Origin of the sequence: Aquiflexum sp. (assembly GCF_041749095.1) — a bacterium.
In the GTDB taxonomy this organism is placed as follows: domain Bacteria; phylum Bacteroidota; class Bacteroidia; order Cytophagales; family Cyclobacteriaceae; genus Aquiflexum.
Genome location: NZ_JBGTCA010000256.1, coordinates 12843 through 30877, shown reverse-complemented (window position 1 = coordinate 30877; position 18035 = coordinate 12843). Strand labels below are relative to the sequence as shown.

At 39.2% G+C, this 18035-nt stretch carries 17 protein-coding genes; 8 read left to right on the top strand and 9 right to left on the bottom strand.

Going from position 1 to position 18035, the window contains the following annotated elements; genetic code table 11:
• Positions 1-144 precede the first annotated feature (144 nt).
• Positions 145-573 carry an IPExxxVDY family protein gene (locus ACEW8O_RS12070; protein WP_373494882.1) on the top strand — a complete coding sequence of 143 codons (429 nt, stop codon included), beginning with the start codon at positions 145-147 and terminating at the stop codon, positions 571-573.
• A 14-nt stretch (positions 574-587) separates the two neighbouring features.
• On the top strand, positions 588-2018 hold the full coding sequence (gene pyk / locus ACEW8O_RS12065; protein ID WP_373494881.1) for a pyruvate kinase: 1431 nt from the start codon (positions 588-590) through the stop codon (positions 2016-2018).
• A gap of 551 nt (positions 2019-2569) precedes the next feature.
• On the opposite strand, the gene ACEW8O_RS12060 is transcribed toward pyk, so the two are convergent.
• From ACEW8O_RS12060 to ACEW8O_RS12040, 5 genes are read right to left on the bottom strand one after another with little or no spacing between them, the layout of a single operon-like run.
• Positions 2570-4126: an NFACT RNA binding domain-containing protein gene (locus ACEW8O_RS12060; RefSeq protein WP_373494880.1), complete on the bottom strand. Its 1557-nt coding sequence runs from the start codon at positions 4124-4126 to the stop codon at positions 2570-2572.
• Between the two features lie 2 nt (positions 4127-4128).
• Complete coding sequence (locus ACEW8O_RS12055) at positions 4129-4890, bottom strand: MBL fold metallo-hydrolase (protein WP_373494879.1); 762 nt, start codon at positions 4888-4890, stop codon at positions 4129-4131.
• Positions 4887-5165 carry a hypothetical protein gene (locus tag ACEW8O_RS12050; RefSeq protein WP_373494878.1) on the bottom strand — a complete coding sequence of 93 codons (279 nt, stop codon included), beginning with the start codon at positions 5163-5165 and terminating at the stop codon, positions 4887-4889. The genes ACEW8O_RS12055 and ACEW8O_RS12050 overlap by 4 nt, the downstream gene beginning before the upstream one ends.
• A gap of 6 nt (positions 5166-5171) precedes the next feature.
• Positions 5172-5558 (bottom strand): response regulator, encoded by a 387-nt coding sequence (locus tag ACEW8O_RS12045; protein ID WP_373494877.1) that lies wholly within the window; start codon positions 5556-5558, stop codon positions 5172-5174.
• Positions 5555-6304: a response regulator gene (locus tag ACEW8O_RS12040; RefSeq protein ID WP_373494876.1), complete on the bottom strand. Its 750-nt coding sequence runs from the start codon at positions 6302-6304 to the stop codon at positions 5555-5557. Before ACEW8O_RS12040 ends, ACEW8O_RS12045 begins: the two co-directional genes overlap by 4 nt.
• 48 nt (positions 6305-6352) lie before the next feature.
• On the opposite strand from ACEW8O_RS12040, the gene miaA reads away from it, so the two are divergent.
• The gene (gene miaA / locus ACEW8O_RS12035) at positions 6353-7282 is read left to right on the top strand and encodes a tRNA (adenosine(37)-N6)-dimethylallyltransferase MiaA (protein ID WP_373494875.1); all 930 of its coding nucleotides are present in this window, start codon (positions 6353-6355) and stop codon (positions 7280-7282) included.
• Positions 7283-7294: 12 nt separating this feature from the next.
• On the opposite strand, the gene ACEW8O_RS12030 is transcribed toward miaA, so the two are convergent.
• From ACEW8O_RS12030 to ACEW8O_RS12020, 3 genes are all read right to left on the bottom strand, one after another.
• Complete coding sequence (locus ACEW8O_RS12030) at positions 7295-7663, bottom strand: hypothetical protein (RefSeq protein WP_373494874.1); 369 nt, start codon at positions 7661-7663, stop codon at positions 7295-7297.
• Positions 7664-7671: 8 nt separating this feature from the next.
• On the bottom strand, positions 7672-8646 hold the full coding sequence (gene pfkA, locus ACEW8O_RS12025; RefSeq protein WP_373494873.1) for a 6-phosphofructokinase: 975 nt from the start codon (positions 8644-8646) through the stop codon (positions 7672-7674).
• A 188-nt stretch (positions 8647-8834) separates the two neighbouring features.
• Positions 8835-9182 carry a single-stranded DNA-binding protein gene (locus ACEW8O_RS12020; RefSeq protein ID WP_373494872.1) on the bottom strand — a complete coding sequence of 116 codons (348 nt, stop codon included), beginning with the start codon at positions 9180-9182 and terminating at the stop codon, positions 8835-8837.
• A 282-nt stretch (positions 9183-9464) separates the two neighbouring features.
• On the opposite strand from ACEW8O_RS12020, the gene ACEW8O_RS12015 reads away from it, so the two are divergent.
• The 5 genes from ACEW8O_RS12015 (at position 9465) to ACEW8O_RS11995 (ending at position 16765) form a co-directional block, all read left to right on the top strand.
• Positions 9465-10970 carry a S10 family peptidase gene (locus tag ACEW8O_RS12015; protein ID WP_373494871.1) on the top strand — a complete coding sequence of 502 codons (1506 nt, stop codon included), beginning with the start codon at positions 9465-9467 and terminating at the stop codon, positions 10968-10970.
• A 566-nt stretch (positions 10971-11536) separates the two neighbouring features.
• Positions 11537-11932 carry a hypothetical protein gene (locus ACEW8O_RS12010; protein ID WP_373494870.1) on the top strand — a complete coding sequence of 132 codons (396 nt, stop codon included), beginning with the start codon at positions 11537-11539 and terminating at the stop codon, positions 11930-11932.
• Positions 11933-11956: 24 nt separating this feature from the next.
• Positions 11957-14428: a carboxypeptidase-like regulatory domain-containing protein gene (locus tag ACEW8O_RS12005; protein WP_373494869.1), complete on the top strand. Its 2472-nt coding sequence runs from the start codon at positions 11957-11959 to the stop codon at positions 14426-14428.
• A gap of 127 nt (positions 14429-14555) precedes the next feature.
• Positions 14556-16112: a hypothetical protein gene (locus tag ACEW8O_RS12000; RefSeq protein ID WP_373494868.1), complete on the top strand. Its 1557-nt coding sequence runs from the start codon at positions 14556-14558 to the stop codon at positions 16110-16112.
• A gap of 140 nt (positions 16113-16252) precedes the next feature.
• A complete protein-coding gene (locus tag ACEW8O_RS11995; protein WP_373494867.1) occupies positions 16253-16765 on the top strand; it encodes a YceI family protein in 513 nt (170 codons plus the stop codon).
• A gap of 12 nt (positions 16766-16777) precedes the next feature.
• On the opposite strand, the gene ACEW8O_RS11990 is transcribed toward ACEW8O_RS11995, so the two are convergent.
• Positions 16778-17989 (bottom strand): ATP-binding protein, encoded by a 1212-nt coding sequence (locus ACEW8O_RS11990; RefSeq protein WP_373494866.1) that lies wholly within the window; start codon positions 17987-17989, stop codon positions 16778-16780.
• Positions 17990-18035 lie beyond the last annotated feature (46 nt).

Sequence of the window (18035 nt, the reverse complement as noted above, 5' to 3'; positions counted from 1 at the left end):
GATCAGTTTAATTTAAAACACTTCGCAAAGAAATATATTTAAAACCTTATTGCCAAAAAAATATGGTACCTAAATCAATATAATATGGGAGAACCTTGAAGTTGGGAGATTATTTTTACCTTTGTTTGACTCAATTCTTCCAATATGAAGAAATCAAAATTATTAGTCGAACATCAATATGATTTTGATCTTTTAGGTCTTGTAGCGCCTGTTAAAGATTATAAAATGGCCTGGTTGATCAATCATTCTTTGGGAACCAAACTGGTGAAAACGGAAGATTTTGAACTTGATCTGTTGAATCAGGCAACACTGAAAATTTCTAAATATATTCAGAAAAAAGAACACGGTTTTGTACAACTTCTCAAAAACAGGTCATATGCAGAGGGATCAAATTCATTGTATCTTATTCCTGAACTAAAGATGATGGACTACTTTCTTTTGCTTCAGGACTACACTTTTGAAATGGATTTAAATCACTATATTGACAATCTTTCGAGAAATCAGTTTGTTCAAAGTGTTGTCAAACTTGATATTTACAAATTAAAATCAAAAGATAATTTACTTACCTATTAATCCCTTATTTACAAATGAGTATTGCAACCTATAACAAAACCAAAATATTAGCAACAATAGGCCCCGCTTCCAACAACCTGGAAGTATTGAACAGTTTGGCCAAAGCTGGAGCAAATGTTTTCAGATTGAATTTTTCACATGGTGATCATAAAGGTCATACCGAGGTCATCAAAATGATCAGATCCATCAATGAAACCACTACTAACAAAATCGGAATTTTGCAGGATCTTCAAGGCCCTAAAATCAGGGTAGGGGAGATGGAAAACAACGGGGTCGAAATCTTGCCTGGACAAAAAATCACCATTACCAATGACCCTGTTGTCGGAAACGCCGAATTGGTCAGCACTGTGTACCAAAATCTCCCCAATGATGTAAAATCAGGTGACAGGATCCTGATTGATGATGGAAATATAGAGTTGGCAGTTAACAACACAGATGGCAAAAATGTGAGATGTGTTGTGATTCATGGAGGAATTCTTAAATCAAGAAAAGGAATCAATCTTCCCAACACCCGGGTTTCGGCACCTTCTCTTACGGAAAAAGATATTGAGGACCTTGCATTTGGATTAGAAAATGAAGTGGACTGGATTGCCCTATCTTTTGTCAGATCGGCAGAAGATATCATCGATCTGAGAGAAAGAATAGTGAAAGCAGGTAAGCATTGTAAAATAGTCGCTAAGATTGAAAAACCTGAAGCACTTGAAAATATTGATTCGATAATTGAAGCGACCGATGCTATCATGGTCGCAAGAGGTGATTTAGGGGTTGAGGTTCCAATGGAAAAAGTGCCATTATGGCAAAAGAAAATAGTCCAAAAATGTAAACTTGCCTGCAAGCCTGTGATTATTGCTACACAGATGCTGGAAAGTATGACTACCCATCCCCGTCCGACAAGGGCTGAAACAAATGATGTTGCCACCGCGGTACTTGATGGTGCAGATGCAGTAATGCTTTCCGCAGAGACTGCTTCCGGTCAGTTTCCCATCAATTCGGTAAAAGCCATGAGCAGCATCATTCATTATATTGAAAACAACACGGATGTGTTTCACCATCTTTATAAGATACCGCTGGATGACCCTAATTTTTTGAGCAAAAACCTTACTTTGATGGCAGCCCGATTATCAAGAAATGTGAGTGCCAAAGCGATCGTTGGAATTACAACTTCCGGTATGACTGCTTTGAGGTTAGCTTCTTATCGTCCTTTGGCAAATCTTCTTGTCTTTACCAGAAACAAAATCCTTATGAATCAATTGAGCTTGGTCTGGGGTGTAAGAGCATATTATTATGAGAGTAATGTCTCTACGGATGCTACTTTCATGGATATCCAAAATCACCTCAAAGATGAAGGTTATGTCAAAAAAGGAGACATTATCATCAACACCGCAAGTATGCCCTTGAAAGCCAAAGGAAAAACCAATATGATGAAAATACATATTGTGGAGTAGAGATAGGTTTGTTGGGAATCTAGCAAGTTTCTTCTTTTTGGCGGAAGACCGAAGAAGCCCGGAATTAAAAGATATCTTTGAAATAGTTGGTCTAATCGACTTTTAAAAAACATAGGGAATTTTATTTGAACCACAAAAGTGACAAAAGGGAACACAAGACTAAATCACTAAAAGTTGATATTCAGTAACTTTTGTATTCTTTTGTGGTTCATTATTTTTTTGTTTTAACGATATAGCCAGCCAATCCGGTTACAAATGACATAATCCGAGCAGGGTCTCATTAGGATCAGCAATGGATAAATATAAACATAAATAGAACCTCTGGAGATCCTTCGTGCCCACCAATGACAGATATTCATATTGATGGTTTAGAACTATAAATAGCATTCAATACTTTAAAGGACTTTGCCTTGTCACCTCGATCCCGATAGCTATCGTGGAGAGAGGTCTGCAGCCCGATTTGATGTCATTACCTTTTCTGAACATTTTAAAATGTTGGGGACTCAGTATGACGATCCTTTTTTCATCCTTCATCCTTCATCCTTCCCACCTTAAGGACCTTTTGGAGGAACCATCAACACACTTTCTTTGTCGACCATTACCGCCCCCGGTGCAGAACCTTTTATTTTTCTGACATATTTTGAAGGGGTATAAATGACCGGTGCGAGACTGTCATTTTTGTTTTTGGAATAATATGCCGCCAATTCAGCAGCCCTTTCGATCACTGTTTTGGGAAAATTAATCCCGGATCTATGTTTAACGAGGACATGCGAACCTGATACATCTTTGGCATGAAGCCAAAGGTCTTCTTTCCATGCAAAATTTCGTAAAAGTTCATCGTTGGCTTTGGCAGATTTGCCAACCAAAATCTCAAAACCTTCTATCTCAAAACGTTTGTAGGGTATCTGTTCTTCCTGTTCCTTTGATTTGGGGGTCAGATGGTTTCTTTTGATAAAATCCCTTAATGACCTGAAATCGGAATATCTTTTTATTTCCTCTATCCATGAGGTAGTTTGCTCCAGAAGTTTCTCTTTTTCAATCAGGTTTAGAAAAAGTTGCTCGGTTTCCTTTTTTCTGTTTTTTGATTTCCGGTACAGATTTTCAGCATATTTCTGTGGACTCTGTTCTCTTTTGAGTTTGAAAAGTTCCTGTTTCCCGCTGTAAAAGTTGAGCAGTTCAATCTCCTCTTGTCCCTTTTCTATTTGGTGAAGGTTGGCCATAATGATATCGGCGGTTTGGGAAGGAGAAATCTCATTTTCCAAGGCTTCAAGTTTCTGTTTTGTTTTCAGAATATATGCTGCTGTTCTTTTTTTCTGATCCTCGAGTTGTTTTAGCCAATGGTTTTTTTCCTTTTCAAAAGATTGAATGACTACCCTGTACCTGAACAGTTCATCGCAGGCTATGATAGGGTCTTCGGTTTGAAACAAGGAATCCTGTGATGGCAATAGACTGAGCAAATATTCATTTCCCTTTCGGATAATATGATAGAGCGGACTGTCCAACATATCCAAAAGCGATGTCATTAACTGCCATTTTCCTTCTATTCCAACATCCGGATAGCCATTGTTTTTCAGCCACTCCCTGGGGATTTTTCCCAAAGTGGGCAGGAATTTGGAGGCATTGCCTTCCAGGGACCGGAAGGTTTCATAATCCAGTGTCAGCACTTTGGCAAGATCTTCTATTTGGATTTCTTTATCGTCCCGGAGTTCATTTCTGAACAAGAGATCCGGTAGTTTTGACCCGGAGTGGTAATAAATGATATTACTTCGGGTCCCATGAAGTTTAAATAGCAGTAAATTACCATCAGAAAGCTTGATTAAGAAAGCCCTTTCGAATTTGATGAGATCAATAGCTGTTATTTTTTTTCCTATCAATTCGGGAAAAAGTGAGATGGTGTTTTTTTTGCTTCTTTTGAATCCATCAGGGAAGGCCAGGCATGAAACGGAAGGCAATAGATTGGCCCGGATATAGGCTTCTTCATCTTGTCCTGAACAACCGATTACCAATTCATCTTTATTTTGGGAAAAACATTCCAGGATTTCCTTACCAACAAATTTATTCTCTAATGCCGGGATCAGGAATTTCAAAAAATGGTAATTAAAATGCATGGCTATATTTCTATTTGAAGTCCGTCATAGGCAAGACGGATATGAGTTGGCATTGTTTTCTCCACTTCTTCATGTGTCCCCAATTTATGGCTGATATGGGTGAAAAATGCCCTGTCAGGTTTTAAAAAATTTACCATTTCAATGGCTTCTTTCAAGGTGAAATGGGAAATGTGATGGGATTGCTGAAGTGCATTTAAAACCAGCACTTTTGTCCCTTTAACTTTTTCAAGCTCTATATAATCGATATATTTTGCGTCGGTGATATAGGTGAAATCGCCAAACCTGAATCCGAATACAGGCAACCGGTAATGCATCACTTGAATTGGGATTACTTGAATGCCTTCCGCTTCAAATGGCTCATTGGTGATTTCATGGGTGACCACAGACGGGACTCCGGGATACTTGACCTCTTCAAAAATATAGGAGAATTCCCTCTTGATTTGGCCAAGTACATTTTGTGTCCCGTATATAGGTATGTCCTTTTTCTGAAGGAAATTATAGGATCTGATATCGTCCAATCCTGCTGTATGATCTTTGTGTTCGTGGGTATAAATAATGCAGTCGAGTTTCTGGATTTTTTCTCTGAGCATCTGCTGTCTAAAATCAGGCCCGGTATCGATGACAACGCTTTTGCCATCAATCTCAAGATGAATGGAGCTGCGGAGTCTCTTGTTTCTGTAATCCAAGGAACTGCAAACCGGGCAATCACAACAGATTACCGGGACGCCTTGGGAAGTGCCTGTACCTAAAAATGTAACTTTCAAAGTTTTAATTCAGTTTGTTGAAGCTCTGAAATCAGATCCTGCAGTTTTTTACCCGAAAAATCCTTGGTGCTAAAACCGATTTCTTTGATGATATCAATCAAAGTATTGATTTTGCCATCCAGGGTATAATATTTATTGATGATAACGATTTTATTATCTTTAAGTATGCAGTACCCTGATTTGAAATTACCCTTTTCGTATCTCAAAATATATTCAGAAGAAGCAAATAGATTCTCAAGCTTATCCAGAAAATTTTTGGTGTACTTAATGGTCATTCCGGTTTATTCCGTTGTTGAAAGATGTTTTTTTACGGTTGCCAATAAATGATCGTAGTCAAGGGGTTTTTGGATATAATCATTTAGACCTGCTTTTTTGAAGTCATCCAGGGTATAATTTTTATAATTCCCTGTAATGGCAACAATTGGGATTCCTGATTTCTTCTTGTCATCCAAAGCCCTGATGGCCTTCGTGCATTCAATGCCATCCATCACGGGCATATTGATATCCATTAGTATGAGGTCAAAATCCTCTGAGGAAAGTTTGTCCAACACCTGTTTGCCATTTTTGACGGCAGTGATATTGTATTTTTCAAACATCAACACATTTTTTGTCAGGTTGATGATAACGGAACTGTCTTCGGCGACCAGAACTTTTTTGCTTTCTGTCATGGATTTAACAATTGAGATGTTTGTATTTTGGATTTGAATGATTGGATAAGCGTTTTCAAATATAGAAATTCTTCCAAGGTATTTTCAAAATTGAGGCTTTTTATGTCTTTTTCAAATTTCTGGCAGAAGATATATACCTTCAACGCACCCAAAGTTCCGGAATTACCCTTGATGATATGTATTTTTTCTCCAATTTCAGCAAATTGTTCCTTTGATATCAGACTTTCCATCTCTGAAAGTATCTGCATAGATTCCTCCACAAACTCATCATAAACAGAACGGATATTCTCTGCGGTGTTGAATCTTAGCAATTGTTTGACCACTTTTAGGTTCAATTCAGGTTCAGTGTCCTGCTCAGTATTGGATTCAGGCACGGGATCATTTTTCCTGATATGTTTATCGATGCATTCCAAAAGTAATTTTGGTTTGATCGGCTTGGGAATAAAATCATCAAATCCTGTAGCTAAAAAATAATCCCTATCGCTTTCGTTGGCATAAGCGGAGACGGCTATGACGGGACACAAACATATCTGTTCATTTTTGATGATTTTCAGGGTATTTATTCCATCCAAAACAGTCATCTGAATGTCCATAAGAATCAGGTCGAACTTTCCTTCTTTTAATTTTTCCAGTGCGACCTTTCCATTTTCGGCAGTTTCAAAAAGATATAATTGACCGATGATGTGCTCAAAAACCCTTCTATTGAGTGCATTGTCATCTACTATCAGTACCTTTTTGCTATTCATTTTATTTTATTGGTAATTTTGATTCTTCTACAAACCTCTTTTTCAATTTTGGATCCGAAAAATAAACATTTATTAGTAATTGCAGGCCCAACGGCAGTGGGAAAAACAGAAACTTGTCTGAATCTTGCCAAATTCTTTCAAACAGAAATCATCTCTTCTGATAGCAGGCAGTTTTATAAAGAAATGGTTCTAGGTACTGCAAAACCTAATCAGGAGGAGTTGTCAACTGTACCGCATCATTTTATCAATTCTCTTTCAATACATGAGGAATTTGATGTTAAAAGATTCGAACAGGATACAATATCTCTACTTCAAGACCTTTTCAAAAAGCATGATCTGGTTTTGATGACCGGTGGTTCGGGTTTGTATATTGATGCCATCTGTTATGGGTTTGATGATATTCCTGATATCAATCCTTCTATAAGACAACAGCTGATATTGGATTTTGGTGAAAACGGAATCGGATACCTTCAGGAAGAGTTGCAGAAATCGGATCCAATTTATTATGATATAGTGGATAAAAACAATCCCCAAAGGTTGATGAGGGCATTGGAGGTTTGCATTGGAACAGGAAAGCCATTCAGTTCATTTAGGAAAAAAAAGCAAAGTAAACGTGATTTTCGAATCATTAAGATTGGACTTGAAAGAGACAGGGATGATTTGTATCAGAGAATAGACCAAAGAATGGATTTGATGATTGAAAGCGGGTTATTTGAAGAGGCGGAAAAACTTTTTCCATTGCGCCATTTAAATGCACTTCAAACTGTGGGTTATTCAGAGATATTCGGGTATTTGGAAGGCAAATACGACAAAGATGAAGCTGTCCGTCTATTGAAAAGAAATTCAAGAAGGTATGCCAAAAGGCAATTGACATGGTTCAGGCGGATTCCTGACATGAAATGGTTTCATCCAGATCGTTTTGATGTAATATTGAAATTTGTCAAAAAGGAAGCATCATGGATTGAAAGTAATAAGTAAAACCTATAGAATTCAAATGGTTTTATGTCCCATTAAGCTGGCGACAAAACTGTACGGTTTTTTTACCACTAATTTATTGTAATGGGATTTGGTGAGTTTTAGAGATTGCAAGGGTAACTTAACTTCTATTTCAAAAATTCTATTGTGTTCATCTCTAAGATTTGCCTTTGTTTTTCTATACTCCTCTTCTATCAATCCAAAAGTTTTCAAGTCAATTTCGGGTTTGGTATTGATTGGATTTCCTAGCTTGGCCATTCCTTCAAATATTGAATGCTGGAATTGAAGGATAGCATTTTTCTTTGCATTTAGGGTATTATTGACAACCATAAAGAATAAGGCTACCACAGCGCCTAGGATGATGATTAAAGGAATGTATCCCATTTTGTGTTTTAAATACTTAAGATTTCGATAAGTTTGAGGTGGTCTCCATTGAGAGGTTTGGTTTTGCTGATACAATCTTCAAATGGAGTATATACAATCTCACCACTAACCACTCCCGCCATACAGTTGGATTTTCCATCAATCAGACCTTCAACAGAAGCCATCCCGCACTTTGAAGCCAATACACGGTCACGGGCAGTAGGATTTCCGCCCCTTTGGATATGTCCCAAGGTGGTTACTTTAAATTCCTTGTCCTCATCTTGAATTTTGTCTTTAACTTTTTCCATTATTTGGTTAGCACTTCCTTCTTCATCTCCCTCCGCCACCACAATTATACTTGAAGATTTGGTTTTGCGAAGGTTTTTAAGGGATTTCACTACTTTTTTGATATCTGTTTCTGTTTCAGGTACCATGACAAATTCAGCACCCCCACCTATTCCACATTCAAGTGCGATGTAGCCACTGTCCCTTCCCATCACTTCTACAAAAAAGATCCGGTCATGTGCTGCGGCCGTATCCCGGATTTTATCAATGGCCTCCAGTGCTGTGTTGACTGCGGTATCAAAGCCAATGGTATAATCTGTTCCATAAATATCATTGTCAATAGTACCAGGGCAACCAATCACCGGTATGCCAAACTCCTCAAAAAATACTTTTGCTCCTGTAAAAGTACCGTCACCTCCGATGGCTACCAATCCTTCAATACCGTTGGTGCGAAGTTGGTCATAGGCTTTTTTTCTACCTTCTTTGGTCTTAAACTGCTCACTTCTAGCTGATTTGAGTATGGTGCCTCCTCTTTGGATAATATTGCTGACGGAATGGGAATGCATCTTTTTGATATTTCCATTGATCATCCCATCATAACCATAGCTGATTCCATAAATCTCCAATCCTTTAAAAATTGATGTCCTAACTACTGCCCTGATACAGGCATTCATTCCGGGAGCATCTCCACCAGAAGTGTAAACTGCTATTCTTTTCATGTTTAATAGGTCTTTCGAACTTTAAAATTACTCATAAAAAGGTGCTTTTGTTTATACTATCGCAAAACTTTTAACTTAATTGGTATTTATGTGTTTTTTGGTTTTCGAAACTTAAAGGCCCTAATCAAATCGGCTTCAATGAGTTAGAAAAAAGGTCAGCAGATAATGGTTCCTGCTGACCTGTCAGTTCAAACGGAGGTGACTTTGTCTCCCAAAAGTAACACCTCGTCAATTTGCACTTCTGAAACATACTTTTTGTTTCCGTCTTTATCATTATAGGATCTGTTTACAAGTTTTCCTCCTACCATCACTTCAGATCCTTTGTCTGTGTATTTTTCGATGATTTCTGCCGGAAGGCCCCATGCGACCACATTGTGCCAGGTGGTCTCTTCGACTTTTTCCCCCTTGTTGTTTTTGAAAATTTCTTTGGTGGCCAACCTAAAATTTGCTTTGATTGTACCTGTTTCAAAATGCTTCACTTCTGCTTTGGCACCCAATCTCCCGACCAGCTGTACCTGATTTCTCATTCTGTTCATGTTGTTTTTTGTTTTGGTTTGAATTAAAGATTCCTGTTGCCTGACTGATTAAAAGCAACTCATCAAATTTGGATTAAGGGACGAAAATTAGTCGGGTATCATTCGTTTGTATCCGTTTGTAATCGATTGTGATACGGATAAACAACATGGTTTCCCATGTGGCAAGCCTTTAATTCACTTTTAAAGAGTTTTCAAATCCGTCATTTGACCTTTATCAAAAACCGGATGGAGGTATTCACGAATTTATTTAGCTTTAAGCATCATTCAACAAAAAAATTATTTATGAGAAGATTAATATTGATCCTATGTCTGTTTGTCTTTTTTGAAGTCCATTTGGTGGCACAGGAAAAGGCAACAGATAAAGCAATTCCCGAAGCAGAAGTTTTTACTTCAACCCAAACTGTTCGAATCAACAATGTGACCCATTCTCTGAAGACCCGTTCGGGTACACTTCAACTCAGGGATGAAAACAATGAACCAATAGCCCTTCATGGCTTTACGGCTTATTTCAAGGAAGACGGTCCTTCCAAAAGACCCATCATCTTTTCCTACAACGGTGGCCCCGGGTCATCTTCCTATTGGTTACACATGGGCGTAATGGGGCCCAAAAGGATTGTGGTAGAGGATCCAGGTTACACTCCTGCAGCACCTTATCAATTGGTCAACAATGACTATTCGATTTTGGATGTGGCGGATGTGGTCATGATGGATCCAATTGGTACCGGACTAAGTAAGCCTATCGGCAAAGCGGAAGGAAAGGATTTCTGGGGAGTGGACCAGGATATCCGCGCGATCAGTTTATTTATCATGCAATTTCTTAAAGAATATGACCGCTTACAATCACCCAAGTATTTATTGGGTGAAAGTTACGGAACGATGAGAAATGCAGGAGTGATGAAGTATCTGTTGGACAAGGGATTTGCACTCAACGGTGTGGTCATGGTATCCTCGGTTTTTGATCTGAGGTCTTTGGCATTCCCTGTCCAGGAAAGCACTTCATACCTTGTACATTTCCCTTCCTATGCCACTACAGCCTGGTATCATGACAAGCTGCCAAACAAGAATCCAAATCTGGAAGCCTTTGTCGATGAAGTGAGGGAATTTACAGAGCAGGAATATTTACCGGCCTTGTTTAAAGGTAGCAGGCTAAGTGATGCAGAAAAAAACAGTGTTGCCGAAAAAATGGAAAAATACGCAGGTATATCTAAAGATATCTGGAAAAGAAATAACCTGAGAATGACAGCAAGGGAGTTTTTCAATGAATTGCTCAGGGAAGAGGGCATGACTGTGGGCCGCTTGGATTCCAGATTTAAGGGGATTAATCCTTCTCCCCAAAATCAATATGCCATCACTGACCCACAAAGTGATGCCATTTCCCCGGCTTATACAGCAGGTTTTCTGGACTATTTGCACCGGGATCTTGGAGTCAGCAAGGATCTGACATACAGGACATCAGCATACACTGCACCTGGCTTTAAATGGGATTGGTCCCATAAGGGAAATGAAGGCTGGGGAAGCATGATTTCGGTCAATACGGCTATTGATATGGCAGATGCCATGAACAAAGATCCCAATGTCAAAGTATTGTTCATGAACGGTTATTATGATCTGGCTACCGTGTTCTATGGAGTGGAACATACCATTGATCAAATGAACCTAAGACCGGAACTCAGAGACAATATCATCATGACCTACTATGAAGCAGGTCATATGTTTTACACCCACATGCCTTCTCTGGAGAAATTCAAAAAAGATCTGGCTGACTTTATCAAAGAAACCGGCAGATAAAACTGTTAAATGTTTGTTTATTGGAACAAAAAAGAAAAGCACCGGCAACATGCCGGTGCTTTGTGTTTAGTGGTTCAAAAAGCTTAGTCTTTATCTTTCTTGTCTTTCTTTTCTTTACCGGTAGTGTCATACTTTTTGGACATTTCTTTACCTTGGTGATCAAATTTGATGGCATAGTATGAATTAATGTTTTTAAGTCAACAATTTGGGGAAGGAATTACACATGTTATTCCTCCAAAGGATACAATATCAAAAATTTAGTCAAGAAGCTGCATTTGAATAGTTAAACTGGTATTTGGCACAACAATTACCTCATCAGGAAAATTTAATAAGAGGACAGCATTCAGTCCACCTATTATTGTTTAGGACTAAACTTAACTATTGAATTTGTAGGATATGCAAATAAAAAATTTTGGAGATTTGATTTTATCAAAGGTAAAATTCTAAATTTAGAGCATAAATAGACCTATATCCAGATGATTATGTGTTTATATTCAAAGACATTACCCATCACCTTCAATTTGCTTCTTTTTTTTATCATCGTTTCATGTTCCTCTCCAATCAATTTGAAGCAAAATCACCAAACTGAAATTGAATCAATTTGGGAAGAATTTATAGAATCATGGCATAAGCAGGACGCTGTTTCCTGTGCCTCCGTTTATTTGGAGGATGGTTGGAATGTAGCACCGGAGTTTCCTGTGAATAAAGGTCGGGATAAGATTGCAGCATTTTATGATTTTCTTTTTTCAGGAAACATTTCGAGTGAATACCAACATAAGATTCTGGAATTGACACCATCAGGAGAGGACCTTGTTGAAAGGGGAGAGTTTCAGGTTGATTGGGTAAGGAATGATCAGAGCACCTGGACCTTCAAAGCAAGAACACTGACCCATTGGATGAAAGATGACCAAGACAATTGGAAAATTAAAACCCTGATTTTTAATCAGGCACCTGAAAATTAAACCCTAAAATCATTCTATACCTCTATGAACAAAAAGGCATTGTTTCTCACGGTGATGTTGTGCTTCTCCCTGCACTTACTCCTTGCACAATCCATCACCCAGACCATAAGGGGGAGGGTGATCGATACGGATGCTAAATATTCCCTGATTGGGGTGACAGTTTTGCTCGCTGATGACGGTCTGGACAAACTGGTCGGTACTGTGACGGATGTAGATGGATATTTCAGGCTGGAAGAAGTGCCACTGGGGAGGCACAATCTCAAGTTCAGTTTTATGGGATACAAGGACGTAGTGTTGAGTAACCTGATCCTTACTTCTCAAAAAGAACTGATATTGGAAGTGAGTATGGAGGAAATGGCGATTTCGTTATCAGACGTGGTTGTGAGGGCCACCCGGTCAGGCGAAGCACAAAACGAAATGGCCATCGTCAGCGCCCGGGCATTCACAGTCGAGGAGGCTGACCGGTATGCCGGCAGTAGGGGAGACCCGGCACGTATGGCTTCAAACTTTGCAGGGGTGCAAGGTGCGGATGATTCCAGAAATGATATTGTGATTAGAGGAAATGCACCGGGTTCTGTCCTTTGGCAATTGGAAGGTGTCAATATCCCCAATCCCAACCATTTTGGTGCAGCAGGTACAGCAGGAGGTCCTGTCAATATCATCAACAATAAAATCCTGGCCAATTCTGATTTTTATACAGGTGCATTTCCGGCGGAATTCGGAAATACAGTGTCAGGAGTTTTTGACCTGAAATTCCGAAAAGGCAACAATGAAAACCATGAAAAAAGCTTTCAGTTGGGTTTTATGGGTGCAGAACTATTCTTGGAAGGCCCCATAAATAAAGAGAAGAAATCATCCTATCTCGTCGGGTATCGGTATTCCAGCTTGCAGTTGTTTACAGCTTTGGGCATCGATGTAGGCACTACTGCCATACCCAAGTATCAGGACTTCGCTTTCAAGGTAAATTTCCCCACAAAGAACAATGGAAATTTGTCTGTATTTGCAGTGGGAGGCAAAAGTGATATCGCCATTAAGGTGTCTGAAGAAAACATTGCTGACCGAAACCTCTATGGAGAAAAGGACAGAGACCAATATTTTGGATCTAGGATGGGGGTACTTGGGGTATCTTATGAGAAAATCCTGAAAAATAACACCTTTATGAAAGCCACATTGGCCGCATCTCAGGAAAATGTTTCGGCAGACCATTATTATATAGTTGGAACAGTGAAGCCAGACGGGTTTCTGAATATCCAGGCTATGCCTCCGATCTTGGGGTATGATTTTACGACGAACAAATACTCCCAGGTTTTGAGTTTTTTCAAAAAAGTAGATAACAAGAATACCATCAATTATGGATTTCAAAATGACATCTTTCAGTATAACTTCCTCGATTCTGCACGGCAGGTGACCATTCGACCCAATCCGGGAGGAGGTCAATTACAATTTGATACTAGCCCTTGGGCCTACCGATGGACCACCGAGGGCGATGCAGCAGTCCTTGCACAGCCTTATGTTCAATGGAAACACAAGGTCAATGATGAAGTGTCTTTTGTGGCAGGATTGCACAGTCAGTATTTTTCTTTGACCAACAGTTGGTCCATTATCGAACCCCGGGCAGGCCTGACCTGGCGTTTGTCAAATAACCAAGGGATCAATTTTGGATTGGGAATGCACAGCCAAATCCAATCTCCTTACACCTACTTTTATCAATTTACGGATGAAGGCAGACCTGATGCCGGTTTCATACAGCACAACAGGAATATGGATTTCACAAGGTCCAAACATTTGGTATTGGGATATGACAGGATTTTGGGGACACAGGTCAGGATGAAGCTGGAGACGTATTACCAAAGCCTCAGCAATGTACCTGTAGAAAACCGCCCTTCTTCCTTTTCCTTGTTGAATACCGGCGCGAGTTTCAACAGGCTTTTCCCCGAAGTGGGGTTGGTCAATGACGGCCTAGGTGAAAATTATGGAGTAGAGCTGACTTTGGAAAAATACTATAGCAAAGGCTATATGTTTTTATTTACCGGGTCGCTGTTTGAAGCCCTGTACAAAGGAAGTGATGGGATATGGAGAGATACGGAATTCAATGGGAATTATGCCTTCAATTTGTTGGGAACCAAGGAGTTTAAGACAAGAAGGGGACTCATTGGTGTTGGAACCAATCTTACAACAGCGGGTGGTAGAAGATATGGGCCAGTGGACGTAGCGCGGACCCAAGAGGCACAGGAGGTGATATTTGAGGATGCCACCAGAAATTCCTTTCAGTTTGATCCTTACTTTAGGGCAGACCTTCGGATCAATTACAGGATCAATACCAAAACCTTTAGCCATGAAATTGCTTTGGATCTGATCAATATATTGGGGACCAAAAATGTGCTGAACCTTACCTGGGCTCCCAATGATATCGAGAATCCCGATCCTGAAAAATCCATTATACCGAATTATCAGTTGGGATTTCTTCCGATATTCTATTATAAGATTGATTTTTAAAAAATGTCAAAATTGTGCAAATCAAAAAAGGCCCACCTTCATTATTTCACTCATGTCATTTGTTGTCTTGTTTGAATTATCTAAATTGGATAAAGGATTGATTATCAATTAAAAATCAGTGAAGGACATGAAGACAAAACACAGATTCAATTACCTGCAATTTTGGTCATTGCTTTTTTTTGCAATTCCGATTTTGGGTTTTGTAGCCAATCCCAAACTGGATCAAATTGTAAAATTCATCTACGTGGACATTCCCCGCATCTGGACTGATGAAGCTATAAAGGACTGGGAGCTTCCCAATTCCAATCCCGAATTCTCGGCCCAACCGGTTTCAGAGGAATTTTACTACAACCTGCCTGAAAGGGTCATTTACAAAACCTATCCGGTGTACCATCCCGACCATGAACCGGAGGGATACTGGGAATGGCTGAATCAACAAGAAGCGGAGATTGTATTGGATGAAAGCAAATTGCTGACAGAGGAGGATTATATCAAGGCTGGGGAATTGCTTTTTGATTATCCCATAGATACTTTGGGCGCTGTGATCAATATACAGCATGTTCGCAATAGGGATTTTTACACGGCTACTGATATGCCAATAACACCCGAAGGAATCATGCCCTTTGCCCAATGGGTGGTGGCAGGAAAAGGGAAAGTATATTTAGGGAATTTGTCCTGTGCCATGTGTCATACCCGGGTGATGGATGATGGGTCATTGCTAAAAGGTGCACAGGGAAACTGGCCTGGTGATAAGGCTTTTGCCTTTGCCATGGAATCCGATGATGCTTCGGAAAAGGCGGTGCAGGGGGTTACCAATGCATTGTTTGGAAGTCCCTGGGTTGAGGGTGATCCGCATGGTAAACTTCTTGCCAGAGGGAAAGAAGCTATAATTGAAGCTTATAAGGCAGTACCCGAAGGAGCATTTGGTAGGCAAGGAACAAGTATCCTTTTTCCGCCGCAAGCACCAAATCTGATTGGAGTCAAGGACAGGAAATACCTGGACCATGGTGGTTTGGGGCAGCATAGGAACATCGAAGATATGATGCGGTATATTGCCATGAACCAGGCCTTGGACTTTCTGAATTTCTACGGGGATTACAATCCCATTGGCCTGACCATAGAAAGGCTCAACAGTGGCAAGCCCATATTTTTCCCGGGAACCCATGATAGACACTCGGATGCACAGCTTTACGCACTTGCCAAGTATGTGTATTCATTGACTCCACCCGAAAACCCAAATATATCATCAGCCATAAGCGAAAGAGGAAAAATTATTTTCGCAGAACAAGGCTGTGTCACTTGTCATACCCCGCCTTTGTTTACCAACAACAAATTGACACCTGCTGATGGTTTTGAAGTTCCTGAGGAGCATTATGACAAATATGACATTTTTGATATATCGGTGGGTACAGACCATGGATACACGATGAAGACAAGGAGGGGAACAGGTTATTACAAAATCCCATCATTGTTGGGTTTGTGGTACAGAGGGCCTTTTCTGCATGATGCTTCATTGGCCAAATTGGAAGACCTTTTTGATGCGGCAAGATTGGAGGATGATTATGTGCCTACAGGCTTTAAGCCTCATGATGTCAAGACCAAAGCGGTCAAAGGCCATGAATTTGGGATGGATTTGAATAAGGAGGATAAAAAGGCTTTGATTGCTTATTTGATGACTTTATGATTTTCAGGAAAAATGATTTAGAAATAACGTTTGGTCAGGGAATAGACTCCTCCTACGTCGGAGTGACAAGGAAAAGCTTTTACCACTATTTTCCCTCTGGTATTTATAAAAACCACACGAAGAATAATGTAATTCCTAGGATGAAAGTTCTTTTATGGTTTTGTTTATTGATTTGTCCGATTTGCCTTTCAGCCCAGACATTCAAACCAGAAAATCCCATTCAATTCAAGATCAAAAATGCCGGGATCACTGTGGATGGGACGATTTCGGATTGGGAAGTGGCCGTGGAATTTGATCCCAAAAAGCTTACTCAATCCAGCATTCTGGGCAGTGCAAATCCTGCAGGTATTCAAACCGGAATCAAATTAAGAGATAAGCACCTTCAGGGTAGGGAGTATTTTTATATTCAGAAATTCCCCTTGATTAGCTTGAAATCAAAGTCTTTTCGATCAAATGGTAAAAATTCATTTATCGGGATTTTTGAGTTACAGATCCGTGATGTCATGAAGGAAGTGGAAATTCCTTTTACATTGGCCCAGACTGGAAAAAACCGAAAGTTCAAAGGCGAGTTTGTAATTGACCGATTGGACTATGGGTTGGGGGAGAAGAGCTTGGTGCTTTCGGATGAAGTGAGGGTGGTGGTGGAGTTTTAGGGAGTTTCACATCTAAACGTCAAAAATAAACAAGCAGAAATCTTTTAATGAAATCACTTTTATCCCGAGATAATTATCAGTTTCTGAAACCTGATCCATGGTGACAATGTATTTAGGGAAATTATCACCAATACTTAAAAGATTGCCATATTCCCTTTGAATCGTTTTTTCTTCGGAGAGCAAATAGGCTACTTGAATGTACAGTTTGCTATTCGATCTCTGTGCGATAAAGTCTACTTCTTTGTTTCCATCAACCCCGATTTTCACTTGAAATCCAGCCATTCTTAAATGTAAAAAAACGACATTCTCCATTATTTTCTGGATGTCCTTCAAGTAAAATCCAGAAATAAAGTTTCTAATTCCTAAATCTTCAAAGTAATATTTTTCTCCAACTTCAAAAATTTTCTTACCATGTATCTTAGCCCTTTTGACCTTTGAAATTAAGTAGGAGGCCTCCAAATGAGATAAGTAATCCAAAACCACCTGAGGAGATATTTTTATCTTTTGGGATTTTAAATAATCAGAGATTTTTTTGGCAGAAACAATGCTGCCAACATTATCTGCCAAAAAAGAAATTAAGTTTTCTAAAAACTGAACATTTCTAATGTTAAACCTTGCCACAACGTCTTTCAATACGATGGTGTTGTAAATCCCTGCCAGGTATTCAAAAATGACATGCTCTTGATTGTCCAAATTGACTAAAAAAGGTAAGCCTCCCAGCTTCAAGAAATCTTCAAAAGTTTCATTGTTATCATCCTTTTTGTGGAAAGTGAGAAACTCGGGATAACTCAATGAATACATTCTGATCTCGATATATCGACCACTTAAAAATGTCGCTAATTCTCCTGATAGGAGTCTTGCATTACTTCCAGTGCAATAAATGTCAAAATTCCCTCTTGCGACTAAATCTCTTAAAGCAAATTCAAAATTTTCAATATCCTGTATTTCATCAATAAATAGTCCTGTATTTAACGTTTTTAAACTTTTTTCCTCAATGTGTTTGAGCAATTCACTGGAGTTTGTGATGTGGGAAAATTCATGAAGCTCTTTATTGATATAGATTACCTGATTATCCTTGAAATCTTTTTTAAAACTTTGTATAAGCTGCTGAAGGAAATAGCTTTTTCCTACTCTTCTTTGACCCGTAATTACTTTGATTAAAGGTTTGCCAATAAACGGGCTGATTTTTTTGAAATAAGATGCCCTAGGAATAAGATCTGACATATTTCAGTTATGATTTAAGGAAATTTAGAATACTTAAATTCTTCAA

Coding starts and splice junctions, on each gene's coding strand:
- ACEW8O_RS11990 (WP_373494866.1), bottom strand. CDS start 17,989: ATGTCAGATCTTATTCCTAGGGCATCTTATTTCAAAAAAATCAGCCCG.
- ACEW8O_RS12060 (WP_373494880.1), bottom strand. CDS start 4,126: ATGCATTTTAATTACCATTTTTTGAAATTCCTGATCCCGGCATTAGAG.
- ACEW8O_RS12030 (WP_373494874.1), bottom strand. CDS start 7,663: ATGGGATACATTCCTTTAATCATCATCCTAGGCGCTGTGGTAGCCTTA.
- ACEW8O_RS12005 (WP_373494869.1), top strand. CDS start 11,957: ATGAACAAAAAGGCATTGTTTCTCACGGTGATGTTGTGCTTCTCCCTG.
- ACEW8O_RS11995 (WP_373494867.1), top strand. CDS start 16,253: ATGAAAGTTCTTTTATGGTTTTGTTTATTGATTTGTCCGATTTGCCTT.
- ACEW8O_RS12050 (WP_373494878.1), bottom strand. CDS start 5,165: ATGACCATTAAGTACACCAAAAATTTTCTGGATAAGCTTGAGAATCTA.
- ACEW8O_RS12000 (WP_373494868.1), top strand. CDS start 14,556: ATGAAGACAAAACACAGATTCAATTACCTGCAATTTTGGTCATTGCTT.
- ACEW8O_RS12040 (WP_373494876.1), bottom strand. CDS start 6,304: ATGAATAGCAAAAAGGTACTGATAGTAGATGACAATGCACTCAATAGA.
- ACEW8O_RS12045 (WP_373494877.1), bottom strand. CDS start 5,558: ATGACAGAAAGCAAAAAAGTTCTGGTCGCCGAAGACAGTTCCGTTATC.
- ACEW8O_RS12020 (WP_373494872.1), bottom strand. CDS start 9,182: ATGAACAGAATGAGAAATCAGGTACAGCTGGTCGGGAGATTGGGTGCC.
- ACEW8O_RS12070 (WP_373494882.1), top strand. CDS start 145: ATGAAGAAATCAAAATTATTAGTCGAACATCAATATGATTTTGATCTT.
- pyk (WP_373494881.1), top strand. CDS start 588: ATGAGTATTGCAACCTATAACAAAACCAAAATATTAGCAACAATAGGC.
- ACEW8O_RS12015 (WP_373494871.1), top strand. CDS start 9,465: ATGAGAAGATTAATATTGATCCTATGTCTGTTTGTCTTTTTTGAAGTC.
- pfkA (WP_373494873.1), bottom strand. CDS start 8,646: ATGAAAAGAATAGCAGTTTACACTTCTGGTGGAGATGCTCCCGGAATG.